The 14,751-nt window shown below is 65.4% G+C and carries 17 protein-coding genes; 8 read left to right on the forward strand and 9 right to left on the reverse strand.

Going from position 1 to position 14,751, the window contains the following annotated elements; all coding sequences use genetic code 11:
* Window positions 1–1,025: LysM peptidoglycan-binding domain-containing M23 family metallopeptidase (locus BRAO375_RS13910; protein ID WP_035640252.1), on the forward strand; the 1,025-nt coding region annotated here is incomplete at its 5' end.
* A 114-nt stretch (window positions 1,026–1,139) separates the two neighbouring features.
* On the opposite strand, the gene BRAO375_RS13915 is transcribed toward BRAO375_RS13910, so the two are convergent.
* Window positions 1,140–2,144, reverse strand: coding sequence for an ATP-binding protein (locus BRAO375_RS13915; RefSeq protein ID WP_035640255.1), 1,005 nt, complete (start codon window positions 2,142–2,144; stop codon window positions 1,140–1,142).
* A gap of 204 nt (window positions 2,145–2,348) precedes the next feature.
* On the opposite strand from BRAO375_RS13915, the gene yajC reads away from it, so the two are divergent.
* The 5 genes from yajC (at window position 2,349) to BRAO375_RS13940 (ending at window position 6,719) form a co-directional block, all read left to right on the forward strand.
* A complete protein-coding gene (yajC, locus tag BRAO375_RS13920) occupies window positions 2,349–2,708 on the forward strand; it encodes a preprotein translocase subunit YajC (RefSeq protein WP_009028109.1) in 360 nt (119 codons plus the stop codon).
* 82 nt (window positions 2,709–2,790) lie between these two features.
* A complete protein-coding gene (secD, locus tag BRAO375_RS13925) occupies window positions 2,791–4,392 on the forward strand; it encodes a protein translocase subunit SecD (protein WP_009028110.1) in 1,602 nt (533 codons plus the stop codon).
* Window positions 4,393–4,400: 8 nt separating this feature from the next.
* Window positions 4,401–5,420: a protein translocase subunit SecF gene (gene secF, locus BRAO375_RS13930; RefSeq protein ID WP_009028111.1), complete on the forward strand. Its 1,020-nt coding sequence runs from the start codon at window positions 4,401–4,403 to the stop codon at window positions 5,418–5,420.
* Window positions 5,421–5,475: 55 nt separating this feature from the next.
* A complete protein-coding gene (locus BRAO375_RS13935) occupies window positions 5,476–5,859 on the forward strand; it encodes an Mth938-like domain-containing protein (protein WP_009028112.1) in 384 nt (127 codons plus the stop codon).
* Window positions 5,856–6,719 carry a phytoene/squalene synthase family protein gene (locus BRAO375_RS13940; RefSeq protein ID WP_009028113.1) on the forward strand — a complete coding sequence of 288 codons (864 nt, stop codon included), beginning with the start codon at window positions 5,856–5,858 and terminating at the stop codon, window positions 6,717–6,719. Before BRAO375_RS13935 ends, BRAO375_RS13940 begins: the two co-directional genes overlap by 4 nt.
* A 15-nt stretch (window positions 6,720–6,734) precedes the next feature.
* Here BRAO375_RS13940 and BRAO375_RS13945 read toward each other — a convergent pair whose 3' ends face one another.
* Both BRAO375_RS13945 and BRAO375_RS13950 read right to left on the reverse strand, forming a co-directional pair.
* On the reverse strand, window positions 6,735–7,427 hold the full coding sequence (locus tag BRAO375_RS13945) for a TauD/TfdA dioxygenase family protein (protein WP_009028114.1): 693 nt from the start codon (window positions 7,425–7,427) through the stop codon (window positions 6,735–6,737).
* A 242-nt stretch (window positions 7,428–7,669) separates the two neighbouring features.
* A complete protein-coding gene (locus BRAO375_RS13950) occupies window positions 7,670–8,491 on the reverse strand; it encodes a TauD/TfdA dioxygenase family protein (RefSeq protein ID WP_244423187.1) in 822 nt (273 codons plus the stop codon).
* Between BRAO375_RS13950 and BRAO375_RS38580 the strand changes: the two genes are divergently transcribed.
* Window positions 8,411–8,590, forward strand: a complete 180-nt coding sequence (locus tag BRAO375_RS38580; RefSeq protein WP_244423188.1) for a hypothetical protein — start codon at window positions 8,411–8,413, stop codon at window positions 8,588–8,590. The genes BRAO375_RS13950 and BRAO375_RS38580 overlap by 81 nt on opposite strands.
* 39 nt (window positions 8,591–8,629) lie before the next feature.
* On the opposite strand, the gene BRAO375_RS13955 is transcribed toward BRAO375_RS38580, so the two are convergent.
* From BRAO375_RS13955 to BRAO375_RS37375, 4 genes are all read right to left on the reverse strand, one after another.
* On the reverse strand, window positions 8,630–9,730 hold the full coding sequence (locus BRAO375_RS13955) for a serine/threonine protein kinase (RefSeq protein ID WP_009028117.1): 1,101 nt from the start codon (window positions 9,728–9,730) through the stop codon (window positions 8,630–8,632).
* Between the two features lie 7 nt (window positions 9,731–9,737).
* Window positions 9,738–11,171, reverse strand: a complete 1,434-nt coding sequence (gene trmFO / locus BRAO375_RS13960) for a methylenetetrahydrofolate--tRNA-(uracil(54)-C(5))-methyltransferase (FADH(2)-oxidizing) TrmFO (RefSeq protein WP_009028118.1) — start codon at window positions 11,169–11,171, stop codon at window positions 9,738–9,740.
* Window positions 11,172–11,328: 157 nt separating this feature from the next.
* The gene (locus BRAO375_RS36300) at window positions 11,329–11,481 is read right to left on the reverse strand and encodes a DUF1127 domain-containing protein (RefSeq protein ID WP_006614327.1); all 153 of its coding nucleotides are present in this window, start codon (window positions 11,479–11,481) and stop codon (window positions 11,329–11,331) included.
* A gap of 24 nt (window positions 11,482–11,505) precedes the next feature.
* Complete coding sequence (locus BRAO375_RS37375) at window positions 11,506–11,814, reverse strand: hypothetical protein (RefSeq protein ID WP_139031376.1); 309 nt, start codon at window positions 11,812–11,814, stop codon at window positions 11,506–11,508.
* Between the two features lie 153 nt (window positions 11,815–11,967).
* On the opposite strand from BRAO375_RS37375, the gene BRAO375_RS13965 reads away from it, so the two are divergent.
* Window positions 11,968–12,234, forward strand: a complete 267-nt coding sequence (locus BRAO375_RS13965) for a hypothetical protein (protein ID WP_244423186.1) — start codon at window positions 11,968–11,970, stop codon at window positions 12,232–12,234.
* A gap of 72 nt (window positions 12,235–12,306) precedes the next feature.
* Here BRAO375_RS13965 and BRAO375_RS13970 read toward each other — a convergent pair whose 3' ends face one another.
* Window positions 12,307–13,128, reverse strand: a complete 822-nt coding sequence (locus BRAO375_RS13970) for a lytic murein transglycosylase (protein ID WP_009028121.1) — start codon at window positions 13,126–13,128, stop codon at window positions 12,307–12,309.
* A gap of 204 nt (window positions 13,129–13,332) precedes the next feature.
* Window positions 13,333–14,244 carry a DUF2189 domain-containing protein gene (locus BRAO375_RS13975; protein ID WP_035640256.1) on the reverse strand — a complete coding sequence of 304 codons (912 nt, stop codon included), beginning with the start codon at window positions 14,242–14,244 and terminating at the stop codon, window positions 13,333–13,335.
* Window positions 14,245–14,751: the final 507 nt, after the last annotated feature.

The raw sequence follows: 14,751 nt of genomic DNA on the forward strand, positions 1-14,751 counted from the left end.
AGACCACTGGCGCGGTGCCGCCGCGTTCGGTCGCCGCGGCGCGTCCTGCCGGCGGCACCAAGATCATCGTCGGCACCAGCGATACGCTCGATATCCTGGCCGAGCGCTATCGCGTGACCCCGGCGGAGATCCTGGCGGCCAATGGCTATAAGGGGCCGCGCGCGCTGTCGCCGGGCCAGCAACTGATCATTCCGCATCCTGGCGCGGTGGCGGCCGCACCGGCAGCACAGCCCGTCGCGGCGCCGGTGGCTGCAGCTCCCATGATTGCGCCGAAGCCGGTGACAATGGCCGCCCCTGCTGCGGCCTCGACCGTTCACTTCGTCAATCGCGGCGAGACGCTGGCCAGCATCGCACGTCAGAACCACGTCTCGACGGCCGAGCTCGCGCGCGCCAACAATCTCGACCAGGCTTCACCTCTGAAGCTCGGTGCCAGGCTGACCGTCCCTGGCAAAGCCGTGGCAGTCGCGGCGCCCGTGGCTCCGGTCGCAACCGTTCCCCAGGCGGTTGCGACCGTGCCGGCGCCGGTGCCGACCACGCGGGTGGCGACGGCCGCCGGTCCGGTGCAGAGCGCGCGTCTGGCGCAGGCCAATCCGGCGCCCGAGAAGGAGGAGGAGCCGGCGCGTCCGGCCGAGACCACCAGCTCGCTGCCGACCTTCCGCTGGCCGGCGCGCGGCAAGGTGATCACGAGCTACGGCGCCAAGACCAACGGCAAGGCCAATGACGGCATCAACATCGCGGTGCCCGAAGGGACTCCGGTGAAGGCCGCCGAGGACGGCGTCGTCGCCTACGCAGGCAATGAATTGAAGGGCTATGGCAATCTGGTTCTGGTGCGGCATTCCAACGGCTACGTCACCGCATATGCCCATGCGAGTGAGCTGATGGTGAAGCGCGGTGATCCGATCAAGCGCGGCCAGGTCATTGCCAAGTCGGGTCAATCGGGAGAAGTCGGATCGCCGCAGCTCCACTTCGAGATCCGCAAGGGTTCGTCCCCGGTTGACCCGCTGCAATTCCTGAATGGGGCATAAGGCGTCGACGCCATCCTGTCCTTACATCCAAGGGCTCGCCGTTCGGCGGGCCCTTTTCGTTTTGAGCTGCGATCTTACCGCAATGACGGAGTCTGAGGCTGGCGCGGCTCGCCGTTACTTTCCGCTCAGCCGCACGCCGAGCCGGCCGGCCAGATCCTGCGTGAACTGCCAGGCGACGCGGCCGGAGCGCGAGCCGCGCGTCGTGGCCCATTCCAGTGCGTCGCGCTCGAGCTCGTCGTCGGCGACCGCAATGCTGAAATGGCTGCAATAGCCTCTGACCATCGCCAGATACTCGTCCTGGCTGCAGCGATGGAAGCCGAGCCACAGGCCGAAGCGATCCGACAGCGACACCTTCTCCTCGACGGCTTCGCCCGGATTGATCGCGGTCGAGCGCTCGTTCTCGATCATGTCGCGGGCGAGCAGATGGCGACGGTTCGAGGTCGCGTAGAGAATGACGTTCTCGGGCCGGCCCTCGATGCCGCCTTCGAGCACGGCCTTGAGCGACTTGTAGGACGCATCATTGCCGTCGAACGACAGATCGTCGCAGAACACGATGAAGTGGAAGGGGGCGGCGCGCAGGATGTCCATCAGCGCCGGCAGGCTCTCGATGTCCTCGCGATGAATCTCGATCAGCTTGAGCCGGTCGGCCGGCTTGCGCGCGAGGTTGATGGTGGCGTGGGCGGCCTTCACCAGCGACGACTTGCCCATGCCGCGCGCGCCCCACAGCAGGGCGTTGTTGGCGGGCAGGCCATCGGCGAAGCGCTCGGTGTTTTCGATCAGGATGTCGCGCATCCGGTCGATGCCCTTGAGCAGATCGATCTCGACCCGGCTGACGCGCGGTACGGTCGAGAGCCGGCCGTTCGGATGCCAGACGAAGGCATCGGCCGCGTTCAGATCGAGAGCGGGCGCGGCACGCGCCGTGGTTGCGGCCAGATGCGCTGCGATCGCCTCCAGCGCGCGGGCGATGCGCTCGGGCGCATCGTCGGCGGGGACGCTGGCGGGACGTTTTGCCGCGACCTTCGACGGCTTGTGCACCGCGGCTTTGGCGCCTTTGGCGATCGGTCTGAACACGGTTTTGGCTGGGCTGCGGGAAGGGGCTTTGGCTGGTTTTTTCGACATGCTGCAAGTTCCTGAAGGGGCAGCCATATCGGGCCTCGTCGGCGGCCGCAAGCGGGGTGAAATCAGGGGGGCGGCGCCTTGCTATTGGGACCGCGGCCGCTATATTCCGCGCGAAATTCGCAAAGAGGCCGGCCCGCGCCGAGGACAGCGTGGTTCGCCGGCTATTTCCGTCTCACCGGGCACTGGCCCACGAGGATCGACCGCATGCTGATTACCCCTGCCTATGCCCAGGCCGCCGGCGCTGGCGATACCAACAGCATGCTGATGTCGCTGCTGCCGTTCGCGCTGATCTTCGTGATCATGTACTTCCTGATCCTGCGGCCGCAGCAGAAGAAGGTCAAAGAGCACGCCGACCTCGTCAAGAACGTCCGCCGCGGCGACACCATCGTGACCCAGGGCGGTCTGGTCGGCAAGGTCACCAAGGTGGTCGATGACGACCAGGTCGAGTTCGAGATCGCCGATGGTGTCCGCGTCCGCCAGATGCGCCAGATGATCACCGGCGTCCGCACCAAGGGCGAGCCGGCCAAGGCCGACGATAAGAAGGACGAGAAGGCGGCGAGCTGATCGCCGCGTGGCCGGCGCGATGCCGGCCCTGGTCTGATGTTCTGATTTCCCGGGCCGAGTGCGGCCCTTACGGACAAGCTCCATGTTGTATTTCACGCGGTGGAAGGCGCTGGGCATTATCCTCACGGCGCTCATAGTGTGCCTGTGCGCGGTGCCGAATTTCTTCCCCGAAGCGACAGTCAAGACCTGGCCCGCCTGGGCTCAGCGCCACATCGTTCTCGGTCTCGACCTGCAGGGCGGCTCCTATCTGCTGCTCGAAGTCGACTCCAACTACGTCAAGAAGGAGCGGCTCGATTCCGTGCGCGACGACGTGCGCCGGACGCTGCGCGATGCCAAGATCGGCTACACCGGACTGGCGAGCAAGGGGGACAGTGTCGAAGTCCGGATCACCAAGGATACTGACGTTCCGACCGCGCTCTCCAAGCTGCGCGACCTGTCGCAGCCGCTCGGCGGCCTGCTCGGCTCGAGCGGCCAGCGCAGCCTCGAGGTCAGCGACGCCGGCAACAGCGTGATCCGCCTGACGATCCCGCAGGCCGCCATCACCGAGCGCGTCCGCCAGACCATCGAGCAGTCGATCCAGATCGTCGAGCGCCGCATCAACGAACTCGGCACCGTCGAGCCGGTGATCCAGCGCCAGGGCACCGACCGCATCCTGGTGCAGGTGCCCGGATTGCAGGATCCGACGCAGCTGAAGAATCTGCTTGGCCGGACCGCCAAGATGGAATTCCGCATGGTCGACACCACGGTGTCGCCCGAACAGGCGCTGCAGGGCCGGGTGCCGCCGGACTCCGAAGTGCTGCAGAGCGCGTCGCCGCCGAACCAGCCTTATGTCGTGAAGAAGCAGGTGCTGGTCTCCGGCGGAGATCTCTCCGACGCCCAGACCGGCTTCGACCAGCGCACCAACGAGCCGATCGTCTCCTTCCGCTTCAACTCGGCCGGCGCCCGCAAATTCGCGCAGGCAACCACCGAGAACGTCGGCCAGCCCTTCGCGATCGTGCTCGACAACAAGGTGATCTCGGCGCCCGTCATCCGCGAGCCGATCACCGGTGGCTCCGGCCAGATCTCCGGCAATTTCACTGTGCAGTCTGCCAACGAGCTGGCGATCCTGCTGCGCGCCGGCGCGCTGCCCGCGCCGCTGACCGTCATCGAGGAGCGCACCGTCGGTCCCGGCCTGGGCGCCGACTCGATCGCCAAGGGCGAGCTCGCCTCCTATGTGGGCTCGATCCTGGTCATCGTGTTCATGCTGGTGACCTACCGGCTGTTCGGCGTGTTCGCCAACATCGCCGTGGTCGTGAACGTCGCGATGATCTTCGGCGTGCTGTCGCTGTTGAACGCGACACTCACCTTGCCGGGCATCGCCGGCATCGTGCTGACCGTCGGCATTGCGGTGGACTCCAACGTGCTGATCTATGAGCGCATCCGCGAGGAGCTGCGCGGCGGCCGCAACGCGATCTCGGCGATCGATGCCGGCTTCAAGCGGGCGCTGGCGACCATCCTCGATTCGAACATCACCACCTTCATCGCCGCCGCCGTGCTGTTCTACATCGGCACCGGCCCGGTGCGCGGCTTCGCCGTGACGCTCGGCATCGGCATCCTCACCACGGTCTTCACCGCCTTCACGCTGACCCGTCTGATCGTCGCGGGATGGGTGCGGTGGAAGCGGCCGCAAAGCGTGCCAATCTAGGAGCTAAAGTGACACACTGGGTTCTCATCGGGCTTGGCATCCTGATCGCGGTGCTGACGGTGGTCAGCGCGCTCGGCCTGCTGCCGTCGCTGCGCATCGTCCCCGACGATACGCATTTCGACTTCACGCAGTTCCGCCGCATCAGCTTCCCGATCTCGGCGGCGCTGTCGATTCTCGCGATCGTGCTGTTCTTCACCCACGGCCTTAATCTCGGCATCGATTTCCGCGGCGGCAGCCTGCTTGAGGTGCGCGCCAAGTCGGGCGCCGCTGACATCGCCGGCATGCGCGCGAAGCTGGCGACGCTCGGGCTCGGCGAGGTCCAGCTGCAGCAGTTCGGTGGTCCGGAGGGCGTTCTGATCCGCGTCGCCGAGCAGCCCGGCGGCGACGCCGCGCAACAGGAAGCCGCCAACAAGGTGAAGGAAGCGATCGGCGATTCCGTCGAATATCGCCGCGTCGAGGTCGTCGGCCCGCGCGTGTCCGGCGAGTTCCTGGCCGTCGGCATGCTCGGCCTGATGCTCGCGATCGTCTCGATCCTGATCTATCTCTGGTTCCGATTCGAGTGGCAGTTCGCGCTCGGCGCCATGATCGCCAACGTCCACGACATCGTGCTGACGATTGGCTTCATGTCGATCAGCCAGGTCGATTTCGACCTCACCAGCATCGCGGCGTTGCTGACGATTCTCGGCTATTCGCTCAACGACACCGTCGTCATCTACGACCGTATCCGCGAGATGCTGCGTCGCTACAAGAAGATGCCGATGCCGCAGCTCTTGAACGAGTCGATCAACTCGACGCTGTCGCGCTCGATCATCACCCACGTCACCGTGACCCTGGCGCTGCTCGCGCTGCTGCTGTTCGGCGGCCCGGCGATCCACAGCTTCACGGCGGTCATGATGTTCGGCGTCGTGCTGGTGGGCACCTACACCTCGATCTTCATCGCGTCTCCCATCCTGATCTATCTCGGCGTGCACTCGATGCGTGCCGAGGCGCAGGATGAAAAGCCGGCAGCGAAGAAGAAAACCCCGTGATTCGAAGGAAGCTTGCCCTTGGATCATATCCAGGGGCAGCTCGTTGATCTCGGACATGGCCACTGCGAACGACACACCACACTTCCCGCGGTCCGCACCGATCGACGGCTACGGCAAGGGCGGCTTCGCCTTCGCCGACATGTCCCATCGCGGCTCGCTGCTGTGCCTGCCGGATTCGATCTGGGCCTGGGACGTTACCCAGCCGAGCCAGATCGACCGCTACTCGCTGCAGCGCGTGTTCGATGCGGCCAACAAGATCGACACGCTGATCGTCGGCACCGGCAACGAAGTCTGGATTCCGCCCGCCGCGCTGCGAACGGCCTTGCGCGGCGTCGGCGTCGTGCTCGATGCGATGCAGACCGGGCCGGCCATCCGCACCTACAACGTCATGATCGGCGAGCGGCGGCGCGTGGCGGCCGCGCTCATCGCTGTGCCATGAGCGAGACGAACGCCACGAGTGACGCCGCGTTCTGCGCAGCCCTCGTCCGCGAGCACGATTTCGACCGTTACGCTTCGACGCTGTTCGTTGCGCCGGAGATCCGGCGCGCGCTGCTCTCGCTGTATGCCTTCAACGTCGAGATCAGCCGCATCCGCGACGTCGTCTCGCAGCCGTTGCCGGGCGAGGTCCGCTTGCAGTGGTGGCACGATGCGCTGAGCGGCCAGGCGCATGGCGGGATCGAAGGCAACCCGGTCGCCGCCGAGCTGCTGTCGACCGTGCAACGCTTTGCACTTCCGGTGACGCGGCTGACGCGCCTGATCGACGAGCATCAGTTCGATCTCTACAACGACCCCATGCCGACCATGGCTGCGCTGGACGGCTATCTCGGCGATACGCGTGGGACGCTGTTTGCACTGGCTGCGCAGATCATGTCGCCGCCGTTTGAGGGCGCGGATCACCTCGCGCACCACGCCGGCATTGCGCTTGGGATTCTGCAGGTCATCGCCTCGCTGCCGCGGGATGCCGCGCACCGGCAGCTCTATGTCCCGCTCGATCTGCTCGCGCGGCATGGGGTGGGCCGGGAGGACATGTTCGCCGGCAAGACCACGTCCGCCATTCGTTCAATGCTCGCTGATCTGCGCGAACAGGCGCGGCAGCATCTCGATCACACGCTGGAACTGGCGGGCCAAGCGCCGCCGGCAGTGCGGCCCGCGCTGTTGCCGCTTGCGCTGGTCCGTCGTGATCTGTCGCGGGCCGAGCGCAATGTGAGCGATCCGTTCCAGCCGCAGCAACGCTCGCGCCTCGCAACGCTCTGGACGCTTTGGCGCGCGGCCAGAACCGTAAGCTTTCGCGGACGCTGATCCGTTCGCCGCGGCTCAGGCCGTGGGCATCGCGTTCCAGAGCGGCGGGCTGTGCAGCAGCCTCGGCATATCCGGCGCGTCGTGCCGGTGGATCGTGCAGCGTGTGTCCCATACGATGAGATCACCGGCGCGGCAGGTGTGCGTCCAACTGAACTCGGGACGTTCGGCTAGCTGCCAGAGGTCGTCGAGCAGCGCATCCGATTCGTCCTGCTGGAGGCCGACGACATAGGAATGGCGGCGCTGACCGAGCGCCAGCATCGAGCGGCCGGTGTCGGCGTGCAGGCCGACCAGCGGGTGCACCGGGCCTGCGACGATGGTGCGGCGGCCGTCATCGGCCATATCGATCGTGCGATGACGAACCTTCAGATGAGCGACGCGGCTGCGCAGCGCGGGCGATAGCGCTTCATAGGCTGCGTAAAGGCTGCAGAAGGACAGGCGGTCGCCGAGCATCGGCCCATACGACGTGTAATGGAGATCCGCATGGCCGAAGCGCCGGCTGAACGCGGCGATGTCGCGCTCGGTGAGACGCTGGCCGCGCACGAGCAGCACCTGGTGCTTGAGCAGTGCGCGCATGAAGGAGGCGAACGCCCAGTCGTCAAAGGATCGGAGGTCGACATTGCAGACCTCGGCACCGAGCGCCTTTCCGGTCGGGAGCACCTGGACGAGGCTGCTTTCGGCGCTTCGCGCAACGTTGCTTCTGTGACTCACGTGCGTCGTCTCCCAAGTTTCACCAGCGCTGCCAATCAACCACTGTAATTTGTCGGGGTTGTTTCGGCTCGGAGGCAATTCGCGGAAGGATCGCGGCACGATCTGCCGATTGTCGGCACAGTCTGCCGCTGTGAGTCAGAAGTTGGACTCTTCAAGGCGCTGCGCGACGAAATTTGGAGCAAGCTGCAACTCGTTCGCAGGCATCGTGCCGCTCAGAGAGGCGCCTTCGCCATGCGAGCGAATCAGTGGGGAGGCTGTGTTCCCCTGATCTGAGTCCGATGCATGATTCGCCGTGCGTGATCATCGAACGGATCGCGCCGATGCATGGTGCTGCGATTGTCCCAGATGACGAGATCGCCGACCCTCCACACATGTTCCCAGGCGAATTCGCGCCGCGCCACATAAGCCCAGAGTTCGTCGAGCAGCGCTTCAGATTCGGCGAGCTCCAGTCCGACCAGATACGCGTTGCGCCGACGGCCGAGATAAAGCATCTGCCGGCCCGACTCGGGATGCGTGCAGACCAGTGGATGGACCGCGCCGGGCGATTTGCGTGGATCATCGGTCGGCGTCACGCCCTGCCGGACGAAGCCGCCGCTGTTGTACGTGCCGTCATGCTTGATCTTGAGATCGGCGATCCGGCGCTTGAGGTCAGATGGGATCGCGTCGTAGACGGCGTACATGCTGCAGAACGAGGTGTTCCCGCCGACGGGTGGGATCTCCAGGGCATAGAGCGCGCTCGCGATCGGCGGCGTGTCCAGATACGACATGTCGGTGTGCCAGACGGCTTCGCCGGCGCCGAGGCTGCCGATCGCCTCGCCGTTCACCTTCACATTCGAGACGATGTAGATCTCGGGCAGGCCTTCGACGAAGCGCCGGCCGTTCTCCTGGATTGGAGCAAAGTCCAGATCGCCGAAGCGCCGGCTGAAAGCGATCAAATCCTGATCGGTGAGGCTCTGGCCGCGCACCAGCAGCACGGAGTGCTGATGGAAGGCATCGAGCAATGTCGCGAATGCTGCATCGTCGAGCTGCCGGAGATCGACGTTGCGGATTTCGGCGCCGAGCAGCGCGCGTGTCGGAACGACGTCGAGGGACGATGGCAGAGAGGCTGCCTGCACGCCGGTCTCAAGGGTCACGGCCAGATCCTCCGAATGATCGTGCGGTAAAGACAGGATATCGTGGGCGCTCTGCGAAGTCCCGTCCGTTCAGGCCGACGGCAGCTTCAGATCGGCTTCGAAATTGAACCGGTCGCGCAGGTTCTTGCGCGAGTCGAGAATGTCCTTGAGGAAGGCGCGGTCGCTGTCGCTGGTGATCATCGGCTCGATCAGATCGATCTGGTTCATTGCGACCAACTGCAGCAACTCGGTTCGTGGCCGGCCGTGGGCGTCGCGCGGCAGGGCGTGAACCACCTGGATGTGCTCCGGGGGCTTTGGACCTTTGGCGGATGAGAGCTCGTTCTGCAACTGACTTTCAAGTGCAGGCTGCTCCGCCTCGACAAAGGCATAGAGGCCGACGCCAGTGCGGCGATCGGCGAAGGCGACGATGGCAGCGTCGCGCACGTCGGGATTCTTGCGGATCATCTCCATCAGGACGGGCGCGTCGTTGACAAGGCGCCGTCCACCGCCCTCGCGGTCGGTGAAGTTGAAGATGCCGCGGGTGATCGCGCGATAGACCTTCTTGCCGGTCATCAGCCAGACGCGCGCGAACAGCGATTTGCGCGCCAGGATCTTGCGTTCCTTCGGCGTCAACGCCTCCGGCGCGTAGGTCCGCTTGTGCTTGAGGAGATGGCGGAGGTCCTCATAGGCCGCGATCCGGAACAGGCGGCTCCGCGTCGAGAAGCACGCAGCCAGCTGGAAGTCCGTCACGTAGCAATGGCCGTCATGGCCGACCAGCCAGTTCTGCTCCTTGGCGAGGTCGTTATGCGTGATGCCGGCGCGGTGCAGCCGGCGCATCATCTGCTTGGCGGATCGGAAATAGGCGACGTTGCCGTGCGGTTTCGCGAGATGCAGCGCCACGCCATTGATGAAGCCACGCACCAGCGCGCGATCTCCGGCCCACAGCAGATCGGGTCCGGCGTTGAGGCCCTTGGCCCGCGTCAGCGCCTTGCGCTCCCGGGCGAACAGATGACGCGCCAGCACGAACGACCACCACGGCACCTCGTCGAGCCGGCGCAGCACGGCGTCGACCTCGCCGGTCTCGCTCTTGAAGCGGCCGCGCTCGACGGTGGAGAACACGTCGCGCTTGAGCAGCACGCCCTCGCTCCAGCGCGACGCCAGCAGGGCGGAGTCGGTGTTCGGCAGGCTCATCGCAGGCTCACGCAGCCGCCGCGACGCGCAGATGCTCGGCAATCCAGCGGTCGAGATCTGCGAGCGCACGCGCACTCATCGCCTGTTTCTTGGCCACCGTCTTCTCGTTGCCTTTCAGCCGCGTGCCGTCGGACTTCCTGGTCGGGGCCACCGCCAGCGGCGGAAACAGGCCGAAATTGATGTTCATCGGCTGGAACGAGCGCGTCGCGCCGTCGATCGTCTCGATATGCCCGCCGGTGATGTGGCCGAGCAGCGCGCCGAGCGCGGTCGTCGGCGGCGGCGCGGCGAGGCTTGCACCACGTGACTCGGCAGCGGCGTAGAGGCCGGCGATGAGGCCGATGCTTGCCGACTCCACATATCCCTCGCAGCCCGTCATCTGGCCGGCGAAGCGCAGCCGCGGCTGCGCGCGCAGGCGCAGCTGCTGGTCGAGCAGCTTCGGCGAGTTGAGGAAGGTGTTGCGGTGCAGGCCGCCGAGGCGTGCGAACTCCGCATTCTCCAGGCCGGGAATGGTGCGGAAGATCTGCTGCTGCGGGCCGTATTTCAGCTTCGTCTGGAAGCCGACCATGTTGTAGAGCGTGCCGAGCTTGTTGTCCTGGCGCAGCTGCACGATCGCGTAGGGCTTGACGGTCGGATTATGCGGATTGGTCAGGCCGACCGGCTTCATCGGACCATGACGCAGCGTCTCGTGGCCGCGCTCCGCCATCACCTCGATCGGCAGGCAGCCGTCGAAATAGGGCGTGTTGGTCTCCCACTCCTTGAAGTCGGTCTTCTCGCCCGCGAGCAGCGCCGCGACGAACACGTCGTACTGCTCTCGGGTCATGGGGCAATTGACGTAGTCGGCGCCGGTGCCGCCGGGGCCGACCTTGTCGTAGCGCGACTGGAACCAGGCCTTGGACATGTCGATCGTGTCCTTGTGCACGATCGGCGCAATGGCATCGAAGAAGGCCAGCGCGCTCTCGTCGGTCAGGCCGCGGATGGCTTCAGCCAGCGGTTGCGAAGTGAGCGGACCGGTGGCGATGATGACGTTGGTCCATTCGTCCGGCGGCAGTCCGGTGACCTCGCCGCGGCTGAGCGTGATGCGTGGATGGGCTTCCAGCGCGCTTGCGACGGCCGCCGAGAAGCCGTCTCGGTCGACTGCCAGCGCACCACCCGCTGGGACCTGATTGGCGTCAGCGGCCCGCATGATCAACGAGCCGAGCCGGCGCATCTCGGCATGCAGCAGCCCAACCGCGTTGTTGGCGGCATCGTCGGAGCGGAAGGAGTTCGAGCACACCAGCTCCGCGGGCGTCGCCGTGCGGTGCGCCTCGGTCATGCGGTCCGGCCGCATCTCGTGCAGCACCACGTCGATGCCGGCCTCGGCGAGCTGCCAGGCGGCTTCGGAACCGGCAAGGCCAGCGCCGACGACGTGGACGGTATTGGAAAGTGATTTGGTCCCGGTCATGCGCGGGACAGGTAGCGCTTTTCCGAGGCGGTGCAAATGCGCCAAGTGGGCTTGAGCAAGAGAAACCGGGCGGCTGTGGCGCTTTGCGCAAGGGCCCAAAAACGGCAACGCCCGCAGCGAGGCGGGCGATGTCCGGTTGAAATCGGAAGGTGGCTGATCAGCCGTTGTAGTGTCCGGCGGCGACGCGCGGAATGTCCGAACGGTCGAGACCGATATCGGCGAGCTCGCGATCGCTGAGCTGCGACAGCTCGGCAACGTTGCGCTGATACTCACGGAACGCCTGAACCATGCGGATGAGCGAGAGCAACATGAGAAATCTCCTTTAGTTCGCGATTCAGTTCTTCGTCGGAACCTCATCGTTGAAATGAACATAGAAGAGATTGTTGCGATGCAGAAGCGCTGATGTTGCGATGCAGCTAAACTGCCGGCGCATAGCTTGAGTAACGCTTGGGTAAGAATCGGGCAGGACCGCCCAGCGGTTGAGCGGACGGCAAAATCCTCCGTATTCTTGCGGTTTTTCGCTCGTTTGTTCGAACTGGCAAAACGACGGAGCGATAACTCCACACTGAAGGGCAGTGGATTGGCGATAGCTGAGCGCCTTCGCCAGCCGCCGCGTAATGCATGGGTCGGCATGGGTGAACAAAAATTCACTCTTTGATGACCGTGGATTGAACGTTTGCTCTCGATCACGCGCCCCTCGCGGGGATTTCATTTCAGGCGGAACGAGCGATGGTGCGACAAAGTGTCGCGGTGGTTGGCGATGAGGCCGACGCCGTCGCACCAGCGAGGAAGAACAATGAACAGCAAACTGTTGGGGGCCGCGCTCGTCACTGCGGCAGTTGTTGCGGTTGGACCGGTTCAGGCGGCGAGGATGCACGGCGCCGGCTGCAGCGGGGCCAATCTGGAAAAGACCGAGACCGCCATCGAAGCCATGGCGGATGGCGACGCGCGGTATACGGTACAAAGAGAGATCGCGGCGGCCCAGGATGCGCTGCTGAGCGGCAAGATGGGCGCTTGCAGCATGCACCTGACCAGGGCGATGCAGGCGGGAATGATCAAGTAGCAGCCGCATCCATCGCATCATTGCATGAACGGCCGGTCGCCTCCCGCGATCGGCCGTCGCTCTTTGTGCAGCCTACGGCGCGCGCGCCAGCTGGGTCGCGAAGGTCGCGATCGTCCGCGCATAGACCTCGCTCTTGTTCCACTGCTGGATGACCGCGAAGTTCGGGCTGCCCGGCTCCCAATCCTTGCCCTTCTGCCAGCCATAACCCTTCAGATAGTTCGCGGTGGAGGCGAGCACGTCGGGGGCGCTGCGGATCAGGTCGCGCTTGCCGTTGCCGTCGAAATCGACCGCATATTTGATCCAGGACGACGGCATGAACTGGGTCTGCCCGATCTCACCGGCCCAGGCGCCGCGCATCTCAGCCGGCTGCAGGTCGCCGCGGTCGACGATGCGCAGCGCCTCCAGCAACTCGCCACGGAACTGCTCGGCGCGGCGGCAGTCATAGGCCAGTGTTGCGAGCGCACGGACGGTGGGGAATTTGCCGACGTTGACGCCGAAATCGGTTTCGAGTCCCCAGATCGCGACCAGCACCTCGCCCGGCACGCCATAGGCCTGTTCGATCCGCGACAGCACCGAGCCGTACTGCTTGAGCATGTTGGAGCCGCGGGTCAGGCGCGGCGGCACCATGCGGCCGGAGAACTCCTCGAAGGTCTGGCTGAACACCTTCTGGCTCTTGTCGCGGTTGAGCACGCTCTGGTCGGGCGTGATGCCGGTGAGCGCGGCGTTGATCGCGTTCTGCGAGATGCCTTTGCTCGTGGCTTCCGTCTTGAACTCGCTGAGCCAGGCATCGAAGTTGCCGCTGCCGCAGGGAACGGCGGCGCTGGCGGGCGAGGAGAGGGTGAGCAGGGCGGCGAGGCAGGCAAAAGCGGGGGTCGTCAGAATGCAAGCAATCATCGAAACACCTGGACGGCAATGACATCAAATAGGAACGGGGACCTGCTCCATGTCGGGCGCAACCGCGGCAGCAACAAGGCCGTCCGATCACGATGATGTCGGTTTGCGTGAGCTGCCGCCGAGTCTCCAGCCTCCGTGGGTTCGTTTCGCAACACCACCGCCGGCCCGAAGGCCGGCGGGATCAGTACATCCATCGAATCGTCCTTACATCTGATCACGCGAGCGCCACGGAAAGAGATTGGCCGGGAAATCCGCGGCCGGCTTCGACGGGCGCGGCGCCGGCGGCGCGATCCTGGCGGCGTCCGGATGGACCGCGATCGCCTCGCGGTAGAGATGCCAGGTGGCGTGGCCGAGCACAGGGATGACGACCGCCAACCCGAGGAAGAACGGGATCGTGCCGGCGACCAGCAGCACCGCGACGATCACGCCCCAGGTGGCGACGGCGACGGGGTTCTTCGCGACCACGCGTAGCGAGGTCACCACCGCTTCGAGCGCTCCGGCGTGCCTGTCGAGCATCAGCGGGAAGGAGACGATGCTGAGGCACAGCGCCAGCAGCGCAAACAGGAAGCCGGCGCCGCAGCCGACCGCCATCAGCCACCATCCTTGCGGCGTGGTGAAGACGCGCTGAATGAAATCGCTCACACCGGCTGCGCCACCATAGCCGAACACCGCCACGTAGATCGCCTGCGCGGTCGCCACCCAGGTGACGAACAGCGCCAGCAGCAAGGTGCCGAGGCCGAGCATCGAGCCGAACGAGGGCGAGCGCAGCACCTCGAATGCATCCCACGCGCTGGCTTCCTCGCCGCGATCGCGGCGACTGGAGAGCTCGTAGAGGCCGAGCGCGGCGAACGGGCCGAGCAGGGCAAAGCCGGCCGCGAGCGGGAACAAGAGCGGCAGCACCGCATAGCCGAACACGGCGCGCGCCAGCACGAGGCCGAGCACCGGATAGATCGCGCACAGCATCACGGCATGGCTTGGAACAGCCTTGAAATCATCCCAGCCGAGCCGCAGCGCGCGCATGAGACTCGAAAAGTCGATCGTGCGAATCGTGATCTCGGCCGCGACCTCGTCGGCAGGCCGAAGATGTGCGGCGGCATTGCTGTGATAGGTGGCCATTCGCGTTTGCTCCCTCATGCCTTGTGAGGCGCTTCCCAACCACGCAGGCCGGGCTGCGCTTGTCGTTGGACGGATCGCGAATGGCCAGACGCGACGAACCTCGGGACGGCCATTCGCGAACGGAAGTGAAGAGCATAATGGTGATCGCGGCGGCGCCTACTCACGCCTCGGTGAGTGATGTGAATACCGCAGTGCATTAGACGGGCGGCCGCGAACGCCAAAGCTGCGCATTCCACAGACAAAGCCATTCCGCCGTCATTCCGCCTTCGGTAAGCTTCACAACCGTCGCCATGTTCGCGTTGGCAGGCGACCGGGGAGCGAAGAGGCTCTGACGGGGCGCGCCGCAACGGAACACCGCCGGCCGAGTTCTTCATTCGATCACTATCAATTGGGAGCCATTGATGAGCGTTTTCGGAAAGATCATGGGCGCGATTTTCGGCCATCATGCCGAGGCGGCGCCGGCCGGTGGCAGCGCGCCCGCCGCGGGGGGCAGCGCGCCGGCAGGCG

The sequence above is a fragment of the Bradyrhizobium sp. ORS 375 genome, from assembly GCF_000239775.1.
In the GTDB taxonomy this organism is placed as follows: domain Bacteria; phylum Pseudomonadota; class Alphaproteobacteria; order Rhizobiales; family Xanthobacteraceae; genus Bradyrhizobium.

Bases quoted from the DNA above. Each gene is read 5' to 3' on its own strand.
- secD (WP_009028110.1), top strand. From the start codon at position 2,791: ATGTTGTATTTCACGCGGTGGAAGGCGCTGGGCATTATCCTCACGGCG.
- BRAO375_RS13965 (WP_244423186.1), top strand. From the start codon at position 11,968: ATGAACAGCAAACTGTTGGGGGCCGCGCTCGTCACTGCGGCAGTTGTT.
- BRAO375_RS13940 (WP_009028113.1), top strand. From the start codon at position 5,856: ATGAGCGAGACGAACGCCACGAGTGACGCCGCGTTCTGCGCAGCCCTC.
- BRAO375_RS13975 (WP_035640256.1), bottom strand. From the start codon at position 14,244: ATGGCCACCTATCACAGCAATGCCGCCGCACATCTTCGGCCTGCCGAC.
- BRAO375_RS13915 (WP_035640255.1), bottom strand. From the start codon at position 2,144: ATGTCGAAAAAACCAGCCAAAGCCCCTTCCCGCAGCCCAGCCAAAACC.
- BRAO375_RS13935 (WP_009028112.1), top strand. From the start codon at position 5,476: ATGGCCACTGCGAACGACACACCACACTTCCCGCGGTCCGCACCGATC.
- trmFO (WP_009028118.1), bottom strand. From the start codon at position 11,171: ATGACCGGGACCAAATCACTTTCCAATACCGTCCACGTCGTCGGCGCT.
- BRAO375_RS38580 (WP_244423188.1), top strand. From the start codon at position 8,411: ATGGAAGGCATCGAGCAATGTCGCGAATGCTGCATCGTCGAGCTGCCG.
- BRAO375_RS13970 (WP_009028121.1), bottom strand. From the start codon at position 13,128: ATGATTGCTTGCATTCTGACGACCCCCGCTTTTGCCTGCCTCGCCGCC.
- BRAO375_RS13955 (WP_009028117.1), bottom strand. From the start codon at position 9,730: ATGAGCCTGCCGAACACCGACTCCGCCCTGCTGGCGTCGCGCTGGAGC.
- yajC (WP_009028109.1), top strand. From the start codon at position 2,349: ATGCTGATTACCCCTGCCTATGCCCAGGCCGCCGGCGCTGGCGATACC.
- BRAO375_RS36300 (WP_006614327.1), bottom strand. From the start codon at position 11,481: ATGTTGCTCTCGCTCATCCGCATGGTTCAGGCGTTCCGTGAGTATCAG.